Consider the following 19,680-nt stretch of genomic DNA (forward strand, 5'->3'; position numbering starts at 1 on the left):
TGACCGCTGACGCGCCAGGACCTCCGATGACGTCGCCCGCTCCGGCCGCCCTTCCCGTGCCCGGCCAATCGCCGGCCAGCCAATCACCGGGCAGCCAGACCCCGGCCAGCCAGGCCCCGGCCGCCCGCACCGCGCCGCCCCCGGGGACGGCGCTGGACGAGTCGCCGGAGACCCTGTTCTCCCGGGCGGTGGCCCTGGCCCGTGCCCAGCGCCCGGCGGAGGCCATGGAGCTGATGGACCGGGTCGCCGCGCTGATGCCCGGCGATCCCCGCCCCGCCTTCAGCCTCGCCCTGTTGCAGCAGGCCGCCGGCGATCCGGCGGCAGCGGAACGCTGGCTGCGCGTGGCCGTGCGCCGCGACCGCAACCATGCCACCGCCTGGTTCACCCTGGGCTCGCTGCTGGCCGGCCAGCGGCGCAACCGCCCCGCCGCCGTGTGCTTCCGCAACGTGCTGCGCCGGGTGCCGGGCCACGCGGATTCCCACGCCAACCTCGCCACCGTGCTGCGCCGCCTGAAGCGGCACGAGGAGGCGCTCTACCACTTCCACCGGGTGGTGGAGCTGAGGCCCGACGACACCGGGCGGCGCTACCAGCTGGCCATCGCGCTGCACGCCGCCCACCGCCTGGACGAGGCGGCGGTGGAGTTCGCCCGGGTGCTGGAGGCGCGCCCCGACGACCTCGACGCCCTCTACAACCTCGGCGTCACCCTGCCGCCGTTGCGCCGCGAGGCCCAGGCGGCCGCCTGCTTCGAGCGCATCCTGGACCGGGATCCCCACAACGTCGGCGCCAGCTACCAGCTCGGCCGGCTGGAGATCACCGCCGGACGGACCCGCCGGGCCGTGGCCCTGCTGCAACGCGCCCACACCCTGGAGCCGGACCACGCCGAGGCGCTGCGCCACCTGGTGCGCGCCAGTGTGCTGGACGGCGACGACGCGGCGGAGGCACCCCTGCTGCGGCGGGTCGCCGCGATCGACCCTGCCGACGGCGGCGCCCAGCGCCGGCTCGGCGAGCTCGCGCTGGAGGCCGGGCGCGACGACGAGGCGCTGGCGCGCTTCCTGGCGGCGCTCGACGCCGACCCCGACCGCGAGGGCTCCCTCGCCGCCATCCGGCCGATCCTCGAACGGCTCGGCCGGGGCGGCGAGTACGCGGCGATCGCGCTGGCCACGCCGTCCAACTACCAGCTCTGGCTGGACGAGCACCACAGCCTCGACGACGCCGACCGCCAGGCCATCGCCAGCCGGATCGCCGCCCTGACGGTGCGCCCCGTCTTCTCGGTGATCATGCCGGTGTACGACCCGCCGGCCATCTATCTCGACGCCGCCATCCGCTCCGTGCGTGCCCAGCTCTACCCCCACTGGGAGCTGTGCATCGCCGACGACGCTTCCCCCGACCCGGCGATCCGGGCGCTGCTGGAGCGCCACGCCGCGGAGGACCCGCGCATCCGGCTGGTCTTGCGCGACACCAACGGCCACATCTCGGCGGCCAGCAACAGCGCCCTGGCGCTGGCCGGCGGCAGCCACGTCGCCTTTCTCGACCACGACGACCTCCTCGCCGAGGAAGCCCTCTACCACATGGCCGAGACGCTGGAGCGCCATCCCGACGCCGAGCTGATCTACAGCGACAACGACACCGTCGACGAGAACGGCATCCGCTTCCGCCCCCACTTCAAGGGTGGCTGGGACGCCGACCTCTTCTACGCCCAGAACTACGTCACGCACCTCTCGGTCTACCGGCTGGACCGGGTGCGGGGGCTGGGCGGGCTGCGCGTCGGCTACGAGGGCAGCCAGGACTGGGACCTGACCCTGCGGGTGGTCGAGGGGATCCGCCCGGACCAGATCCACCACGTGCCCTTCCTGCTCTATCACTGGCGGGCCATCGCCGGCTCGACCGCCGCCGGCGGCGACGCCAAGCCCTACTGCGTCGACGCGGCCGTCCGGGCGCTGACCGACCATTTCGCCCGCACCGGCGCGGCGGTGGCCGAGGTCCGGCCGACCACCTGGGGCTACCGGGTGGTGCGCGGGCTGCCCGAGCCGGCACCGCGGGTCAGCGTGATCGTGCCGACCCGCGACCGCATGGACTTCCTCGGCCCCTGCGTCGACGGCGTGCTGTCCGCGACGGACTACCCCGACGTCGAGTTGATCATCATCGACAACGGCAGCCAGGACCCGGACACCCTGGCCTACCTGGCGTCACTGGAGCGCGACGGGCTCGCCCGCGTGCTGCGCGACGACGGCCCCTTCAACTATGCCGCCCTCAACAACGCCGCCGCCGCCCTGGCCGGGGGCGAGATCCTCTGCTTCCTCAACAACGACACGGAGCCGGCCGGCCCGGGCTGGCTGGCGGAAATGGTCGCCCAGGCGGTCCGCCCCGAGGTCGGGGCGGTGGGCGCCAAGCTGCTCTATCGCGACCGCACGGTGCAGCACGTCGGCGTGCTGACCGGGATCTGGGGCATCGCCGCCCACTACAATGTCGGCCTGCCACGCGAGCACCCCGGCTATTTCTGCCGCTCCCAGCTGATCCACGCGGCCTCGGCGGTGACCGGCGCCTGCCTGGTGATGCGCCGGGCGGTGTTCGAGACGGTGGGTGGGTTCGACGCCGAGAACTTCCACGTCAACTACAACGACGTCGACCTCTGCCTCAAGGTTGGCGCGGCCGGCTACCGCGTCCTGGTCGACCCCTACGCCGAGCTCTTCCACTACGAATCCGCCTCGCGCGGCATCTACCTGACGCCGGCCAAAAAGGCCCTGCTCGAAGGCGAGGGCGACCGGCTGCTGGCCAAATGGGGCGAGCGGCTGGCCGAGGATCCCTATTACAACGCCAACCAGTCGCTGCGCGTGCCCTTCGCGCGGGCCGAACCGCCGCGGGCGGACAGGCCCTGGGTGGCGCCTGCGTGACCGACTACTACGCGCCGGACAGCCTCAGCCTCGCCTTCTACGATGTGATGGCGGCGCTGTCGGCCGACCATCTGGCGGGGGACGTGGCGTTCTACGCGGGGCTTGCCGGCGATCCCGGGGACGGAAACGGACCCGGGGGCCGGCGCCGCTCGGTGCTGGAGGTGGGGGCGGGCACCGGCCGGGTGGCCCGGGCCCTGGCGGCGCAGGGCTACGACGTGGTCGGGCTGGACCGCTCCGCCGGCATGCTGGCGCTGGGCGCGCGCGGCCGGCCGCCGCAGGACGCCTGTGCCGCCGGCAGCGCCCGCTTCCTGTGCGCCGACATCACCCGCTTTGCCCTCGCCCGCCGATTCGATCTGGTGATCGCCCCGTTCTATGTGTTCAACCACCTGGACGACGACGCGCAGCGCCGGGCGGCGCTGGACTGCCTGCGCGACCACCTCGGTCCCGATGCCCGCCTCGTGCTTCACCTCGTGCCCGCCGCCATCCTGTCGGCCGCGCTGCCGGCGGCGGCGCTGGAGTCGCAGCGCACCACCGTGCGGCTCGACGCGGACGGGCTGTCCCTCCAGGTGCGGATCGTCCGGCGCACCGTGGACACCCGACTCGCCGTGTGCGAGCAGCAGGTCGCGTACACCCTGGCCGCGGCCGACGGCACCGTCCTGCGCCACAGCGTCGAGACCCTGCGCTACGCCTGGATGACGGACGACCACTGCCATCGCCTGCTGGCCGCGTCCGGCCTGCGCCTGGTGGACCGGCGCACCGCCTTCGCGCCCGGCGCCGGCGCGGGCCGCGAGGACATCCTGGTGCTGGCGGCGTGACCGCCGCCAGCGGCCGGTCCAGGCACCCGGGTCAGGCGCCCCGGTCGATCCCATAGACGGCGCGGTGGCGGCGCGCCGAGTCCGCGATCGAGACGGTGTCGGGGACGCCGGCGGCGAGACGGTCCCACAGCCCGGGTTCATCCAACGCCCGCGCCATCGCCGCCGCCAGGTCCTGGGCCGAGGCCGCGGTGAAATGCAGTCCGCTGACCCCGTCCGCGACCCGCTCGGCCATCCCGCCGATGCCCGAGCACAGGACCGGCCGCTTGTGGGCGAAGGCCTCCTCGATGACCAGCGGAGCGTTCTCCCACCAGATCGAGGGCATCACCACCCAGTCCACCTTGCCGATCAGCGATGGCAGATCCGCCGCGTCGTACGGACCGTGCCAGGTGACGACCCCGCGCAGGCGCTCCAGCCGGCCGCGGAACGCCTCGCCGAACGCCTCGGTCTGGTACAGCATGCCGCCGTGCAGGTGGACGGCGACGTCGGTCCGCCCCGCCCGCTGCAGCTGCTCCGCCGCGTCCAGCAGGACGGTGGCGCCCTTGAACAGGTTGATGTGGCCGAAGAAGCCGAAGGCGTTGCGGGGGGCGCCCGGCGGCAGGGCGCGCGGCGGAGACGGCGCCACCGGCCGGCGGCCGTTGGGCACCACCTCGATGCGCGCCGCGTCCAACCCCCATTCGACGTAGCGCCGCTTCAAGAACGCGCTCGGCGCGACGAAGCGGTCAACCAGCGACAGCAGCGCCTTGAGGTGCCGTTCGCGCAGCGAGAACTGCCAGGGGTCCACGGAGGGGAAACACCGGTGGCAGGCGTCGTGGGACGCGCGATGGCACAGGGAGTCGTCGGCGGTCCGCACCATCTGACCGTCGCGGTAGCAGATGGCGTAGTAGTCGTGGAGGGTGAAGACGATCCGGGCGCGGGGCAGCAGACGCCGGATCAGGAACAGCATCTCGACGCCGATCATCAGGGCGTGGTGGACGTGCACGACGTCGGGCCGGAACGACTCCAGCAGCCCCGTGAGATCGGCCACCACCCCGCCGAGATCGAGTTGGGACAAGAAGAAGCGATCGACGTGCCCGGTCCACAGCAGCACCTCGTCGGCCGAGCGACCGACGGTCTGGAAGGAGGTCCCGGGCTTGCGGTCGCGGTGCAGCGCGTTGGTGCAGGCAAGGTAGAGGGCCTCCACGCCACCGTCGCGGATTTCCCGGAACAGTTCGTGGGACACGATCTCCGTGCCGCCCGGATTCAGGGCGGGGTGGCTGTGGACGATGAAGAGGACGCGGGGTTTGGTCATGGCGGGGCGGGCGGTCACACCGCGGCGAGGGGCTGCTGGACGGCCAGGCGGGGCGGGTCGCGGTCCATCACCTCCGCCATCAGGTCGCTCCAGCGGCTGGCGTGGAGCCACTGGTTGTAGAGCCCCGCCGCCGACGTGGTGTAGCCGTCATGGCGGTCGATGGACCGCCGCTCGTAGTGATAGAGCTCGGCCTGCGGCACGTAGGCGATCTCGTGGCCGACCGCACGCAGCTTCAGGCAGAGGTCGGAATCCTCGAAGTCGCCGATGACGTAGTCCTCGCTGAAGCCGCCGACGTCCTCGAACACGGCGCGGCGGATCAGCAGCGTCGCCGCGGTGACGCCGGGGACCAGCCGCGCCACGCCCGCCGGCCCATAGTCGCGGGGCATGCCCTTGAAATAATGATGGTTGAACCAGCGGCCCTGATAGTCCCGGTCGAAGTAGAGGCCGGCGTGCTGCAGCGACTCGTCGTCGAACAGCAGTTTCGGCCCGGCCGCCGCCACGTCGCGACGGGCCTCCAGGACCGCGGCCAGCGGCTCGAACCACCCCGGCGCCACCGGAAGGACGTCGGAGTTGACGAACAAGAGGGTGTCCCCCCGGGCGATCACCGCGCCGGTGTTGCAGGCCGCGGCGAAGCCGAAATTCTCGGTCATCACCGCCAGACGGCAGGGCAGGCCGTAGAGACGCTCCAGGCAACGCAGGAAGTGCTCCAGCTCCGGCCGCTGCTCGGGCGAATCCAGGACGAAGATCAGCTCGATCCGCGCCATCGCCGGATCCAGGGCGAACGCCGCGTACTGGAAGCGCAGGTAGTCCAGGTTGCGGTACAAGGGCACGATCAGGGACGCTTCCGGCGCCGCTGGCCCGGTGCCGAAGCGCACCACCTCCGGCGCGCTCCAGCCGTCCTGGTGGGCGCGTTGCAGCGCGGCCACCGGCACCGCCAGCAGGTCGGCGACGACCGCCGGGGTGAGACGGTCCGGGGGAACGGCGGAGAGCACGCGGTGGCGCGCCTGCCGCGTCGTCGTCGGCCCGAGCGGCGGCACCACCCGCAGCCGGCCGCCGGACCGCAGGGCGATCTCGACGGCCGGCTGGTAGGCGGGGAACGTGATGCCGCCGCCGGGCAGGAAACTGGCAAAGCCGATGCCGTCGGACGCCGCCGGATGCGGCCCGGCATGCTGAACCTGGGCCACCTCGGGGCGGGGGAAGCGCACGCACAGGCGGTCCACCGCGCGGCGGGAGCCGTCCGGAAACACGGCGGCCATGCCCGCCACCGCGCCATAGGGATCGCGCAGCCAGCCCGACACGAAAACCCCGTCGATGCCATGCCCGAGGACGAGATCGACGCCGGCGCCCACCGGTTCCGTGGGGTTGCTGGCCTCGGCCGCCGCCGCCGGACGATAGAGCTGGGCGTCGCGCAGCAGATGGCCGGCCGCAGGGTTGCCGGTGGCCGCCGCCGCCGCGAGCATGCGGAACACATACTCCCGGGTTGCGGGCGCCAGCCCACCATCGTCCGGCGCCGTCAGCACGCTCAACAGGCTCTGCGGCGGTGATCCGGCGACGCGTCGGCAGCACACCCCGCCCGCGCCGAACACGACGAACGCCCGGGGAGCCCCGGCGTCGACCGGCACCATCACGTCGAACCGGACGGCGTCGCCGTCCCGGCGCAGCGCCGGCAGGGCCGGGCAGCGCCCCACGGCGCCGCCGCCGACCGCCACCACCGCCTCAACCGCGCCCAGGGCCGCGGGCAACGCGCCCTGGAACAGCGCCATGCCGGCGCCGGCGGCGACCGCCACCGCCCGCAGGCCCGGCGGGGCGAACAGCGCGTCGAGGACGGCCGACACCGACGCCGCCAGCGCACGGTCACCCTGGGCACGAAACATGGCCGGCCCGGTGTCGAGCAGGGTGCGCAGAACCCTGGCGCGGTCGCCGGCGCCAAGTCCCCGCAGGACCGCGGCCAAGTCGCGCGGGCCGTCGGGCGTCGCCGCGGGCACCGGTGTGGCGAGGAGGTCAGGCCCGGCGCGCCCGCGAACGACCAGGGTGCCGCCCTCGGCGGCGGTGTCCGGCACCCGGACGAGCAGGGCGAAGCCGCGTCTTCCGTCCGCTCCGTCCAGGCGCGTGGCGAGGTGCGGGCGCGGTGCGGGCCGGCCGTTCAGGAGGACCGACATCGGAGCGGGAACCTCCGCCACAGCGGACGCCACGACGATCACCAGGGTCGGCGACAGGCGGGTTGCGGCGACCGGCCGATCGGCAGCGTCGAGCATCTGAGCGGAAACCGTAGCCGAAAACACAAAACGGGCCATTCCCTTATAGCGGGGAATGGCCCGTTGCGTCGTGCGAAAAGGAGGATCAGCCGATCTGGAAGTAGGTGTCGGGGCTCTGCGTCAGCTGCTGGAAGGTCAGGCCGTTCAGCGTCAGCGTCACCGTGTCGGAGCCGAGCGTCAGCACGACGTTGCCCGACGCGTCGGTGGACATGTGGGACACGAGGTCGGCCGCGGTGTTGATCGTCAGGCCGTTGATGTTCTGGGCCACCTGGATCTTGTCGCCCGCCGAGAAGTCGAGCACGTAGTCGTTGCCGCCGCTCGACGAGATCACGAAGGTGTCGTTGCCGAGGCCGCCGTAGAGGTAGTCGTTGCCGCGCTGGCCGGCGATGTGGTCGTCGCCCTGGCCACCGAAGATCGTGTCGGAGCCCTGGCCGCCGAAGATCGTGTCCGACCCCTGGTTGGCGTAGACCAGATCGTTGCCGGATTCGCCGTAGATCTTGTCCAGCCCGACCTGACCGTACATCTGGTCGAAGCCGCCGCTGCCGAACATGGTGTCGGAGCCCTGGCCGCCGAACAGGACGTCGTCACCGCCCGCGGTGTCGCCCAGGGCGCCCGCCAGGGCGCTGGTCGGGTCGTCGCCGTACACCACGTCGTCGCCGGCCTCGCCGTACACGAAGTCGTTGCCCACACCACCGGCGGCCTGGTCGTTGCCGTCGCCACCGTAGTTGAGGTCGTCGCCCTCGCCGCCGCTCACCACGTCGTTGCCGGCGCCACCGAACTGGGAGTCGTTGCCCGCACCACCGGTGATGATGTCGGTTCCGGCACCCGCGACCACGAGGTCGTCGCCGGTCGACCCGGCCACGGTCACGGTGTCGTTGACCGAGGAGTCGATGATCACCTTGTTGTTGGTGCCGGTCAGGGTCACCGTCTGCGTCGGGGTCGTGATCGACACCTTCTGGAACGTCGTCTCAATGATGTTCTGCTGCGTCAGGATCGCCGAGATGACGTCCTTGGTCACCTGCGAGATCGTCGTGGTGGTGTCGATGATGCCGCCCGGAACAGTGGCCATGCTGGAACTCCTTCGTGCCGACGATTTGCACTTGGGTGTAATCCATTCGGTCGGTCGCTGGAAGACTCTTGCGAAGGGCGTAGCACGCTTTCTTTGCCGCCGCCCCGTCAGTGTGGCCACTGTTCCACACTTTTGCGCCAAGTGGTGACGGGGAGGGGAGTGCGGCCGGTTCGTCCTCGCACCGCCCGGCGACGGCCCCGGTGTTTTCAGCGGATGTTTACCATCTCCGGGTTAGGCCCGGTGCATCGTGGCCCCTTGCGGGGGGAGATCGGACAATGGGACGGACCACATGCCGACGACGAGCGTAGCAAACCTGGCCGCGGTGGCGACCGGCTCCATCGCCGATCCGGACCTCATCATCAATTCCGGGACGGTGCTGGCCACCACCCTGGCCGGCGTCACCGGCTATTCCAGCGTCCAGGTGACCAGCAACGCCGCCCATGCGATCACCCTGCCGGCGGGAATCACCACCCCCGGCGCCCTGTTCACCTTGACCACGACCAGCACGATCGGCGTGACGATCAGCGCCGCGGCGTTCGCCAGCACCAGCATCCGCCTCTCCGCCACCTCGGCGCGTGGCGACGATTCGGTGCTCGGCGGCCCGGCCGACGACACGCTGGTGGGCGGCGCCGGCCGCGACACGCTTGATGGCGGGGCGGGCGCGGGGGCCGACCTGATCGACGGCGGCGACGACAACGACATCCTGCTGGGCAACACCGGCAACGACACCCTGAGCGGCGGCGCCGGCGACGACAGCCTCACCGCCGGGCGCGGCACCGATCACCTCTACGGCGGCGACGACCGTGACACGCTGTTCGGCGGCCAGGGCGACGACGGGCTGTGGGGCGGGGCGGGAAACGACCTTCTCTACGGCCTGGCCGACGGCGACGTGCTCTACGGCGAGAGCGGCGCGGACACCCTGTACGGCGGCCTGGGCGTCGATGTCGCGTACGGCGGCGACGACGCGGACGCGCTGTGGGGCGAGTTCGGCTTCGACACCCTCTACGGCGGCAACGGGGCCGACGCCCTCTACGGCAACCAGTCCAACGATCGGCTGTACGGCGAGGCGGGCAATGACACGCTGTTCGGCGGCCAGGACGACGACGTGCTGGACGGCGGGGACGGTGCCGACGTGCTCTACGGCAACCGCGGCGCGGACACCCTGCAGGGCGGCCTGGGTGCGGACACCCTCTTCGGCGGGCAGGGCGACGACCAGCTCGCCGGCGGTCTCGACGCCGACACCCTGCAGGGCGGTGTCGGCAACGACACCCTGTTCGGCAACGGCGGGGCCGATCGGTTCGTGGTCGGTCGCGGCCAGGGCGACGACCTGGTGGGCGATTTCAACCTCGCCGACGGCGACCGGCTGGTCGCGGCGCTGGACGGATGGAGCGCCGCCGCGGCCACCGGGGGGTGCGTCGTCCGGTTCTCCAGCGGCGCCTCGGTGACCCTCACCGGGATCTCCGCCGCCGACGTCAACGACGGGTGGTTCGTGTGGCTGTAGCGGCGCCGGCCGCGCCCGGGGGTGCGGCCGGTCAGCCGCAGGTGCTGTCCCGGGCCGCCGGCACGGCTGTGACCGCGGCCGGATCGGCCCCCGCCGCCACCGCCGACGCCTCGTCGAGCAGGCGGCGGTAGGCCACCTGCACGGCCAGATGGGGGTCGTGGGTGGCGTGCATGCGCCGGCAGACCGCCCGCGCCTCCTCCCCCCGGCCCTGGCGCAGCAGGGCCCGCGCCAGCACCACGGCGGCCTCGATGTCGCCCGGGTTGTGGGTCCACGCCGTACGGGCGTGCGTCTCGGCCGCGGCGGCGTCGCCAAGCTCGAGAACCGCCCGGGCGACGGCCAGACGGTGGTAGCCGAGCACGGGGCCGTCCAGCCCGTCGCACGGCGTGGCGGCGAGGCGGTCCAGGGCGGCGGCCGGCCCGTCGGCGACACTGGCGGCGTACAGCCCTTCCACCAGCGCGGGGTGGTCGAGCAAGGTGCCGCAAAACGGCGCCCCGACACCGAACCGCGGATCGGCGATCACCCGCTCCAGGAACGGCCGCAGCCCGAACCGCGCGTGGACGTAGGGCGCCATGGTGTGGAAGGCGTTGCGGACGCCGATGCGTACGATGTCCGGACGGTGGCGCACGGCCGACGCGCACACCATGTCGGCCAGGAACTTCTCGCCGGCCCACATCACCGTCGGCGTCGGCGAGTCGGCCATCACGTCGACCAGCTCCGGGCCGTCGACCGGCGCGCCGCGGGTGCGCATGAGCGCGCCGTCGGCGATGTTGAGCAGCGTCTCCGTCGCCATGCCGATGGTGAGGTCCGCCCCCATCAGGCAGCCGTAGAGCACCGCCGCGTAGGCGCCCATGGAGTTGCCGTAGGACACCACCCGGCCCCCCCGGCGGCGATGCCGGCCGGCCACGCCGCGGAAGAAGTCCGCCGATTCCCGCCAGTCTCCGCCGACCCCCGGCACCTCCGACACGTAGTAGCTGTTGTCGGGGCAGTTGACGAAGAGGACCGAGACGGACATGCCCTCCAGGGCCTGGAAGCCGTCGAACCGGCCGGCCTCGGTGTTGGCACCGCAGAAGAGGACGAGCAGGTCGTCCGAATCGGCATTCTCGCGCAGGTGGACGTAGACGCTCCCGGAGCCCATGGAGCCCGCCGTTCAGCCCTTGCTGCGCACCGGGCGCAGCAACACCTGGTGCTTGTTGGACGGCACCGCCGGCGGCGACGGACGCAGCACCAGGCCCTTGGAGGTCGGCTCCACATTGGCGTCGGGGTAGACCGACAACACGTCCTTCAGCGCCTCCTTCAAGCGGAAGGCCAGCACGCGGTGCTCGCTGACCGAACCGAAATGCTGGGACAGCGCGTGCCAGGGGACCACCGTCTGCTTGTCGAGCCGGTGCAGGCGGTGCACCAGCCAGACATAGGCGTCGAGCGCCAGGGCCGAGTTCTTCAGCTTGGCGATGGCGTGCTCGTCGAGGGGAACGGCGTGCTCCATCAGGTGGTCGAAGAAGCTCTGGGTCAGGCGGACGTAGCGGGCCCATTCGCCGCCGGTGCGGAACAGGTCCGGCGCGTCATGGTCGTCGCGCCACAGCTTGATGCCGTCGATCAGGCGCTGGTCGGAGATCTCCGCGGTGGAGCTGCCGGTGGTGGTGCGCAGGGTGAACTCGCAGCGGGCGATGCGCATCACCTGCTCGCGCACCGGCTTGTAGTTGCCGCGCTCGCCGCCGGTGGGCGACAGGCCGAGCCGGCGCAGCCACGCGCTCATGCTGGGTCCGAGGTCGATGGCCGGCTTGCGGGTCTTGCGGGCCTCGGTCTGCAGATAGATCATGATGAGCCGCGCCTTGGCCCCGTAGGGAACGCCGACCTCCACCACCGTGCCGTCGCGCAGCGGCAGGATGCCGGGGCGCACCACCAGCTGGTACTTGCCGTTGTTGCGCACCCAGGGCGCGGTCTCGTCCTTGGGCTTGCGGTGCGGAAGCGACGCCTGGCAGAAGCCGGCGTGCAGGTATCCGATGGCGTCGACCTCGCTGCTCAGCGATTCGTGCGCCATGATCACGCGCCGCCGCTCCTTGGGGTCGCTGGTGCGCGCCATCACCGCGTCCAGGCCCTCCAGGGTCAGCTGCTCGTGGATCTTGGCCATCGCCACCTCCGTCGCGGAACCGTCATCGTTCATGGCCCAGCTAAAACACAAAATGTGGGACCGTGGCTAGGCGTAACCACACCAGGGTTCGCTGAGTTCGCAACGCCGCGGGCAGATTCCGTTGCGACTTCAGCGTGCCACGGCGGGCCGGCCAGGGTCAGCGTTGCGACTTCAGCGTGGGACACCCCGCCACCGCTCCGCCAACCCCGCGCCGACACGCCGGGAAACCCGCCGGAACCATGGGTTTGGCGCCCTGCCGTATCAAAATCAGCGTGGCGGGGCGGCTGTCCACAGGGAGGCCGGGTTGTCCACGCAGATTTCGCAACAGTCGCAGCGAGCGCTTCGCCGATGTTGCAACACCGGCAACGCTGAATTGGTAACGCGGCAAGTCCAATCCTCGCTGAAGTCGCAACCGAAAGGCCGGTTATCCACGCTGACTTTGAATCCATGTCCTATATGAGTCCCGATATGTCTTCCGAATAGGACCGGCGCAGGGGCCCGACGCGACCGCGACACCGTCGCGCCTTGCGACTCCGGAACCGGGATTCGGGCGATGCTCTCCGGGGCGGTGCCGAGGGACGCTGATTTTGATACATTCGGGCACCCGAACGGGGTCCGCACCCCGCCGGCAACGCTGATTTTGATACACCCTGCGGAGGCCCATCGCGACTCGCGGCGACAACGCTGAATTTGAAACGGCGGGGTCGGCGAGTCGCATCGATCCGACTCCGAGGAATCCCGCGGCTTCATCACGCTGAATTGGTAACGGGCCCGACCGCCGACCCACCCGAGTCGCGCGGACCGCCTGGCGTTACCAATTCAGCGTGGCCGACTCCGCGCCCGGCGCCACGGCCGGGGCCGCCGTGGCGCCGGGCGGCTCACCGCCACACCGGGGTGTCCGGCACCCCCGGCCGGCTCAGCCAGTTGCCGAGATAGCGGTTGTTGCGGTGCCGGATCTCAAGGAAGCCGGCCGAGTCCGGCGCCGGCTTGTAGATCCGGAACGTCTTCATGATGCCCAAGGTGGCCGCACTTTCCAGCGGCCCCGCGAACGCCGTGTCCCGGTCCAGGAAATGGGGCGCCGCGGCCCACGCCGCCATCTGCCCGGCGCTCAGGACGAAGCCGCCGGAATGGGGGTTGTTGGGCCGCCAGAACCCGATCCTCGCCCCCATGACCGTGCCGGTCAGGCGCGCCGCCTCGCCGACGTTCTGCCACCGCCCGGCGAAGCCCGGGTCGAGATGGCCGTCGATGTACAGTTTCTCCGGCGAGCCGGGCTGCAGCTCGTACCGGTTGGGCAGCAGCACGGTGTCGGCACCGGCCACCGCCTGGAACCACGCCAGCTTGACGAGGAACAGCGGATCCTCGACCAGCAGATCGTCCTCCAGGTAGCCGTACCAGTCGTAGGATCCGGCGGCGGCAGCCAGCACGGCGTGGCATTCGAAACCGAGCAGGGTGGGCTCCGCCCGGGTCGGGTGGTGCCGCCACGTGCCGTCGGGCAGCGCCAGGGCGTCCAGGGCGTGGTGGTCGCCGGTGGTGCACACCACCACGTCCAGCACCGTCGCGGCCGCGCCGTTGGCATGGCTGCGCACGTTGTTCCGGCGGTTCAGCAGCAGCGACTGCGCGCCGCCCAGGGAGCGGTGGAGCGCCAGGATGGTGTCGGCCAGCGCCGCGGCACGCCCGCCGCGGTCGCTGCCGGTCGAGCCGTAGTAGCCGCTGCCGCCTTCGGCGTAGTGGGGCAGGGCGATCAGGATGCGCATGGGGTGTGTCCTCAATCCAGGCGGACCAGGCCGTGGCCGGCGACACGCCGGCGGTAGGCCTCGACCACCGAGTCGTCGTACCGCGGCGCCGGCTCCCAGTCGTCGTCGGCGTACACCGGCTGCCCGAACGGGCGCAGCGTCGCCAGGAACGCGTCCCAGCTCTGGCCACCGCGGAAGCTCACCCGCGGGTGGGCGACGGCCACGTCCGGGCGAAGGTAGAAGATCTCCGGCCGGCCGAATCCGAAGACGTAGACGCTGCCGGGCGGCAGCGGCGCGTAACGCGCCTCCAGGGCGCGCCGGACCTCCGGGTAGGAGGGCCCCCCGGAGCCCAGGAACGCGGCCACGGGCAGGGCGACGTTGACGACCCAGGACGCGGCACCCAGCAGCAGCGCCACCGCCGTCAGCACGGTGGCCTGGCGGCCACCGCGGCGCAGCACCCGCCAGAACAGCCAGACCGCCAGCGGCACCAGGCCCGTCGCCAGGAAGCGGAGGTCGAACGCCTCGAAGAACTGGCGCGTCCGCAAGCCGTAGAGCGCGGCAAGGTAGACCCCGCCGGACACCGCCGCCCAGGCGGCGAAGCGGTCCGCGAACCGGTCGAGCACCGGCCACGCCGTCCGGTCGCGGCGCCCGGCCAGGGCGACGGCGGCGACCGGCAGTGCCACCAGCAGCAGGGTGAGCAGGATGCCCCGCAGGCTTTCCGGGCCGGCGGTCTGGGTCACCGGGTTGACCACCACCCAGACGCTGCGCGCCATGGCCAGCGCCAGCTCGCCCAGCGGCACCGTGTTGGGCACCCGCCAGGTGCCGGTCCACAGCCCGGTCTGGACGTGATTGGTCCAGAGATAGGCCAGCGCCAGCAGCCCGGCGGCGGTGAAGCACAGGCTCAGCGCCACGGCGCTGCGCCAGCGCCCCCACCACGCCGCCCGCGCCACCGCCAGGCCGCCGACCAGGAAGGCGTAGGCGCCGATGTAGCGCAGCAGGAACAGCGCCAGCGCCGTTGCCGCGGCGGCGGCGGCGATGCGCCACGGGCGGTCGCTGTCGTCGATGGCGGCGAGCAGGGCGAAGAACAGGAACTGCACCGGCAGGAACGGCGCCTCGGCGAGGCTCCAGGCGTGCATGCTCCACACCGTGGCGAACAGGTACAGGGCGCCCGGCGCCACCGCGCGGCGGCCGAACACGCGGTGGAGGAGGACCAGCCCCGCGGCGATGGCCGCGATGTTGACCAGCTTCGCGGCCCAGAACACGTCGAGCGGCGACAGCACGGACACCGCGGCGATCAGCGCCGGATAGCCCACCGGCCACACCGCGAAGAAGGGAAACGGGGTGTCGCCGCGGTCGATGGCGCTCTTGAAGACCCCCGCCCCCAGGCCGCGCCCGTCCTCCAGGAAACGGGCGAGCCGCAGGTAGAGCGTGCTGTCGATGTTCAACAGGCCGATCGGGCTGATCCAGCTCGCCGCCAGCACACCGGCGGCGGCCAGGGCGAAGATGGCCACCAGCGTCAGCACCGGACGCCCCGGGAGCCGCGGGAGCCCGGGGTTCGCTGGCGACGGCGGGTGCGGGTGGCGGTGCAAGCGGGGCATGGGGGGCATCCGAGTCGCGGGGGCCGCCCTTCATGCCCGATGCCACGCTGAATTCGCAACACCCGCGGGGCGGCGCCGGGCGGTGGGCCAAAGCCGTTGCCTCGCCGCCGCCCGGTCTGGCATCAATAGCCGCCACTGTGACATGTCCATTAACGACGGGATTCCCGAGCCGTGATCCGACCTTCCGCGCTGCTTCTGCCCACCCTACTGGGGCAATCGATCGCCCGTGGCCTGGGCCGCGGCGGCCTCGGCCGCCCCGTGGTGATCGGCGCGACCGGCGGATCCGGAACCCGCGCGGTGCGCGCCGTGCTGGAGCGGGCGGGGGTGTTCATGGGCGCCAACGTCAACAACGTCGGCGACGCCATGGACTACGAGCCGTTGCTGGACGAGCTGATCAACGACATCCTCGAGGTGACCCACACCACCGATTACGAGGTGGGCCGCCTGTCGCCGCGGCTGCGCGAACCGGCCATCGCCCGCCTGAAGACGCAGATCCGCGTCTACCTGCGCGACCGGCCCCGCACGGCCGGGCGGTGGGGCTGGAAGAATCCGCGCTCCATGTACATCCTGCCGCTGATCCACGCGATCTTCCCCGAGATGCACTTCGTCCATGTGGTGCGCGACGGCCGGGACATGGCGGTCTCGACCAACCAGTGGCAGTTCAAGAAGCACCACCACGCCATGTTCGGCGGCTCGCCGGCCGAGGAGGGGGAGGCGGTGGCTTCCTGCGCCCTGTGGGGCCGCGCCAATCTCGGCGTCGCCGACTGGGCCGAGCGGACGATGGGGCGGCACTACATCCGCATCCGCCTGGAAGACCTCTGCGCCCGGCCGCTGGAGACGGTGAGCGAGCTGCTGGGCCGCCTCGATCTCGACGCCGGACGGGCCGCCGACGCGGCGGCCCTGGTGGAATCGCCGCCCTCCCTCCACCGCTGGCAGCGCCTCCTCGACGACGCGACGGTGCGCGCGCTGGAGGAGGTGAGCGGCGCCGCCCTGCGCCGGTTCGGCTACCTCGGCGCGGCGACGCCGGCGGCGGCGGCCTGATCCGGCGGGGGGCCGTCCGCCATGGCCACCGGCAACCGGGCGCTCGTCGTCCTGGGGATGCACCGCAGCGGCACCTCGGCGCTCGCCGGGACCTTCCACAAGCTGGGACTCGACTTCGGCAGCAACCTCATGCCGCCGGAGGAGGGCTCCAACGCCATGGGGTTCTGGGAGCACAACTCCATCGTCCCCATCCACGAGCGCCTGCTGCGCGCGCTGGGCTCCCACTGGAGCGATCCGGGGCCGCTGCCGGACGGGTGGACCGGGCGACCCGAGGCGCGGGCCCTGGCCGGCGAGATCGTCGACGTGCTGCGGCACGATTTCGACCGCCCCGGCGACTGGGGCATGAAGGACCCCCGGATGTGCCGCCTCATGCCCCTGTGGCTGCCCCTGTTCGCCGCCGTCGGCGCCCGCCCGGTCTTCGTGGTGATCGCCCGCCACCCCTTCGAGGTGGCGGGATCCCTGCACAAGCGCGACGGCTTGCCGCTGGACCGCTCCTATGAGCTGTGGTACCGCCACATGGCCGAGGCGGAGGCGGCGACCCGCGGCCATCCCCGCGCCGTCCTGCGCTACGAGTCGCTGCTGGACGACTGGCGCGGCACCGTCGGACACGCGGTGGCGGCGCTGGGGCTGCCGGCGCTCGCCGCCGCCGCCGCCGGTCCCGCCGGGGCCGAGGTCGACGCCTTCCTCACCCCGGCGATGCGCCACAACGCCACCGACGGGGCGCGCTTTCGGGCCGAGGCACCGGCCCATGTCCAGGCCCTGCACGCCCGGTTGGTCGCGGCAGCGGGGGCCGGCGGCTGGCTGTCCCGTCTGGCGGGGCTCTGGCGGCGGCGGTGACGCGCGCCGCCGCGTTCTCAATTCAGCGTGGAGTCCCCCATGGAACCGGCCCGCACCCTGCTCGTCCTTGCCGCGTCGCCGGCCGAGGCCGCCGGCCTCGAAGCGTTGGCCGGCGAGGCCCGGCCCGGCGTCCCCTGGAACACCCTGTCCGACGCCGGACTCGACGGGCGCGCGCTGGCGGCGGCGGTCGCCCGGGCCGACCTGGTGGTCGCCCTGCCGGGCGTCGCTGAAGACGCAACGCCGGAGTCCGCCGGGCCGGAGACCGCCGGCAAGCTGCTCCGCGCCGCGCCCGACCTGCCGCCGGCGGCGCTCTACCGGCCGCTGCCGGAAGCGCCGGCCCGGCGGCTCGAGCGCATCCTCGTGGTGGCGGACGAACGGCTGGCCGACGCCGGCGCGGCGCTGTGCCGCGCCCTCGCCGGAACGGCCGCGGTCACCCTGGCCGCGCCCGCCGCGGCCCTGTTCCTCGCGGTGCCTGACCTTGCCGGCGTCGCCGTGCGCCTGACGGCGGGAGAGGCGGCCTGGTGCGACCTGCTCGCCCAGCACGACCTCGTGGTCACCGCCGACGCGGCGGTCGCGACCCTGGCCAACGCCATGTTGAAGCCGGCGGTGCTGGTGGGCGCGCCGGCGCCCTCCGCGCACGCGTTGCCGTTCGCCTTCCCCGCCGCCGAAGCGGAGGTGCCGGACGTGGTCGCGCGCCTGCGCCCGGCGGAGGCGGCGCCGGACCTCTTCAACTGGAAGCGCGCCGGCCAGGCGGCGTGGGTCGCCGCCCTGGACGGCGCCCTCGCGGCGCGGGGGCTCTAGGCGATGCTGACCCTGCTTTCCGCCCATGGGGCGGCGACCTGGGACGGGCGCAGCGCCGTTCACAGCGGCAACATGGGCGACGTGGTCTACGCGCTGCCGGCGCTGGCCGCGGCCGGCGTCGGCCGGCTGGTGCTGAACGTCTGCCGCGACCCCGGTGTCGGCGGCCGGGTGATGAGCGCGGCCATGGCCGAGTTCCTGGCCCCGCTGCTGCTGGCCCAGCCCGGCCTGCGCCGTGTCGAGATCGCCGAGGTGCCGGTGCGGCTCGCCCCCGGCTTCGGCGCGCGGGCGCGGCGCGAGGTGTTGAGCCAGGGCCTGCCGCTCGAGCACGTGCCCGCGACCGCCCTGGGGGTCGATCTCGTGCTCGACCGGTTCCGCCTGGAGCCGCTGGAGCGGCTGCACCTCGTGGAGGCGCACGGGCGCGCCGCGGGGGTGCGGGTGACCGGGATCGCGCCCTTCGTCCAGCGCCCCGCCGCCGCCGGGGCGCCCGGCGACGGCCCGATCGTGCTGTCGCTGACCCCCCGCTACCGCCACCAGCCGGCCGAGTTCTTCGCGGCGCTGCTGAAGGGGCTGGGTCCGGTCGTCCTGATCGGCCTTCCGGAGGACGCGCCAGTCTATGCCGGGATCGCCGGCGAGTTCGTCACCGCGCGCGACGGCCTGGAGCTGGCACGGGTGATCGCCGGGGCGCGCGCCTTCGTCGGCGCGCCGTCGCTGCCCTACGCGGTCGCCGAAGGGCTGAAGGTGCCCCGCCTCGTCGACGTGCCCGCCTTTCCGGCCAACGCCTTTCCGCTCGGCCCGCGGGGCTGGATGCTGCCGGCGGGCCTGCGCGAGGCGCGCCGCCTGCTCGAGGCGGTGCTGTCCGGCGGGCCGGCGGCCGTGGCGCTGGCCGCCGCCGCCGCGCGTGGCGTCCACCTCGCCCCCGACGCACCGGGGCAGGGCCGGGCCAAGCTGTACGTCCGGCTGGACGATGCCTACGCGGAGCCGCCCACGGCGGTGGCGGCGCTGTCGCTGGCGCCGGTGCCGCAACGCCTGGAACTGGTGCTGCCGGACCTCCCGCGGGCGCCGCGCGGCCTGCGTGTCGACTTCAGCGACCGGGCGGGCGTGGTCGACGTGGTCTGCCTGCGCGCCCTCGACCGTGGCGGCCGCGAGGTGTGGCGGCTGCAGCAGGACCGCGCGCGCCTCGAGGCGCAGCCGCGCGGCCTGCTCGTCCTGTGGCCGGGCGGCCCGGACGGGCGCCTGCTGTGGGTCAACGTCGACGGCCAGGGCTGGATCGAGCTGCCGGTGCCGGCCGAGGCGCTGGAGCGGCTGCGCGGCGGCGGGCGCGTCGTCGCCGACCTGCGGGTGTGCGGTCCCGCCGAGGCGGTCGCCCAATGCGCCCGCGCGGTCGGCGCCGCGGCGCTCGCCGTCGACCAGGCCGGACACGCCCGGGCCGCCGCCGAGGCGGTGCGGGACAACGCCCTGGCCGAGGCGGAGACCGCCCGGGCCGCCTACGCCGCCACCCTGGCCGAACTCCATCGGTCGACCGCCGAACTCCAGCGCCGCGGCGAGGAGCGCGACGGCCTGCGGGCGGCGCTCGACGGGGTCTACGCCTCCTCGTCGTGGCGGGTGTCGGCGCCGCTGCGCGCCGTCAGCCGGCTGCTGCGGCGCAGATAAGCGGCGTGGCGGGGACCGAATCCCTTTTCCTGAACGCCCGTTCGCGCTAAATCAGAGGCGCCGAACCCTTCGA

General features: G+C 73.0%; 14 protein-coding genes. 7 read left to right on the forward strand and 7 right to left on the reverse strand.

Annotated elements, in window-relative coordinates; all coding sequences use genetic code 11:
* Window positions 1-26: 26 nt before the first annotated feature.
* Window positions 27-2,891: a glycosyltransferase gene (locus tag AC6H2I_RS10335; protein ID WP_497500540.1), complete on the forward strand. Its 2,865-nt coding sequence runs from the start codon at window positions 27-29 to the stop codon at window positions 2,889-2,891.
* On the forward strand, window positions 2,888-3,706 hold the full coding sequence (locus tag AC6H2I_RS10340; protein WP_497500541.1) for a class I SAM-dependent methyltransferase: 819 nt from the start codon (window positions 2,888-2,890) through the stop codon (window positions 3,704-3,706). The genes AC6H2I_RS10335 and AC6H2I_RS10340 overlap by 4 nt, the downstream gene beginning before the upstream one ends.
* A 31-nt stretch (window positions 3,707-3,737) precedes the next feature.
* Here the strand turns inward: AC6H2I_RS10340 and AC6H2I_RS10345 are convergent, their stop codons facing one another.
* The 3 genes from AC6H2I_RS10345 to AC6H2I_RS10355 all read right to left on the reverse strand — a co-directional run bounded on the left by AC6H2I_RS10345 (window position 3,738) and on the right by AC6H2I_RS10355 (window position 8,318).
* Window positions 3,738-4,994 carry a glycosyltransferase family 4 protein gene (locus AC6H2I_RS10345; protein WP_497500542.1) on the reverse strand — a complete coding sequence of 419 codons (1,257 nt, stop codon included), beginning with the start codon at window positions 4,992-4,994 and terminating at the stop codon, window positions 3,738-3,740.
* Window positions 4,995-5,008: 14 nt separating this feature from the next.
* Window positions 5,009-7,249, reverse strand: a complete 2,241-nt coding sequence (locus tag AC6H2I_RS10350) for a glycosyltransferase (RefSeq protein WP_497500543.1) — start codon at window positions 7,247-7,249, stop codon at window positions 5,009-5,011.
* An 85-nt stretch (window positions 7,250-7,334) separates the two neighbouring features.
* The gene (locus AC6H2I_RS10355) at window positions 7,335-8,318 is read right to left on the reverse strand and encodes a calcium-binding protein (protein ID WP_497500544.1); all 984 of its coding nucleotides are present in this window, start codon (window positions 8,316-8,318) and stop codon (window positions 7,335-7,337) included.
* A 289-nt stretch (window positions 8,319-8,607) separates the two neighbouring features.
* Between AC6H2I_RS10355 and AC6H2I_RS10360 the strand changes: the two genes are divergently transcribed.
* Window positions 8,608-9,819 carry a calcium-binding protein gene (locus AC6H2I_RS10360; protein ID WP_497500545.1) on the forward strand — a complete coding sequence of 404 codons (1,212 nt, stop codon included), beginning with the start codon at window positions 8,608-8,610 and terminating at the stop codon, window positions 9,817-9,819.
* A gap of 31 nt (window positions 9,820-9,850) precedes the next feature.
* Here AC6H2I_RS10360 and AC6H2I_RS10365 read toward each other — a convergent pair whose 3' ends face one another.
* The 4 genes from AC6H2I_RS10365 to AC6H2I_RS10380 form a co-directional block, all read right to left on the reverse strand.
* A complete protein-coding gene (locus AC6H2I_RS10365; protein WP_497500546.1) occupies window positions 9,851-10,954 on the reverse strand; it encodes a tetratricopeptide repeat protein in 1,104 nt (367 codons plus the stop codon).
* A 12-nt stretch (window positions 10,955-10,966) separates the two neighbouring features.
* Window positions 10,967-11,947, reverse strand: coding sequence for a replication protein RepA (locus tag AC6H2I_RS10370; RefSeq protein WP_497500547.1), 981 nt, complete (start codon window positions 11,945-11,947; stop codon window positions 10,967-10,969).
* Window positions 11,948-12,825: 878 nt separating this feature from the next.
* A complete protein-coding gene (locus AC6H2I_RS10375) occupies window positions 12,826-13,701 on the reverse strand; it encodes a hypothetical protein (RefSeq protein WP_497500548.1) in 876 nt (291 codons plus the stop codon).
* Between the two features lie 11 nt (window positions 13,702-13,712).
* Window positions 13,713-15,203, reverse strand: a complete 1,491-nt coding sequence (locus AC6H2I_RS10380; RefSeq protein ID WP_497500549.1) for a hypothetical protein — start codon at window positions 15,201-15,203, stop codon at window positions 13,713-13,715.
* Window positions 15,204-15,449: 246 nt separating this feature from the next.
* Here AC6H2I_RS10380 and AC6H2I_RS10385 point away from each other — a divergent pair, with 246 nt between their 5' ends.
* Genes AC6H2I_RS10385 through AC6H2I_RS10400 form a run of 4 tightly spaced genes read left to right on the forward strand, consistent with a single transcriptional unit; the run spans window position 15,450 to window position 19,607 of the window.
* Window positions 15,450-16,319, forward strand: coding sequence for a sulfotransferase (locus tag AC6H2I_RS10385; protein WP_497500550.1), 870 nt, complete (start codon window positions 15,450-15,452; stop codon window positions 16,317-16,319).
* A gap of 21 nt (window positions 16,320-16,340) precedes the next feature.
* Complete coding sequence (locus AC6H2I_RS10390) at window positions 16,341-17,156, forward strand: sulfotransferase family protein (protein WP_497500551.1); 816 nt, start codon at window positions 16,341-16,343, stop codon at window positions 17,154-17,156.
* A gap of 39 nt (window positions 17,157-17,195) precedes the next feature.
* Entirely contained in the window at window positions 17,196-17,957 is a 762-nt protein-coding gene (locus AC6H2I_RS10395; RefSeq protein ID WP_497500552.1) for a hypothetical protein, read from the forward strand.
* Window positions 17,958-17,960: 3 nt separating this feature from the next.
* Window positions 17,961-19,607: a glycosyltransferase family 9 protein gene (locus AC6H2I_RS10400; RefSeq protein ID WP_497500553.1), complete on the forward strand. Its 1,647-nt coding sequence runs from the start codon at window positions 17,961-17,963 to the stop codon at window positions 19,605-19,607.
* Window positions 19,608-19,680 lie beyond the last annotated feature (73 nt).

The sequence above is a fragment of the Azospirillum sp. NS33 genome, from assembly GCF_059703765.1.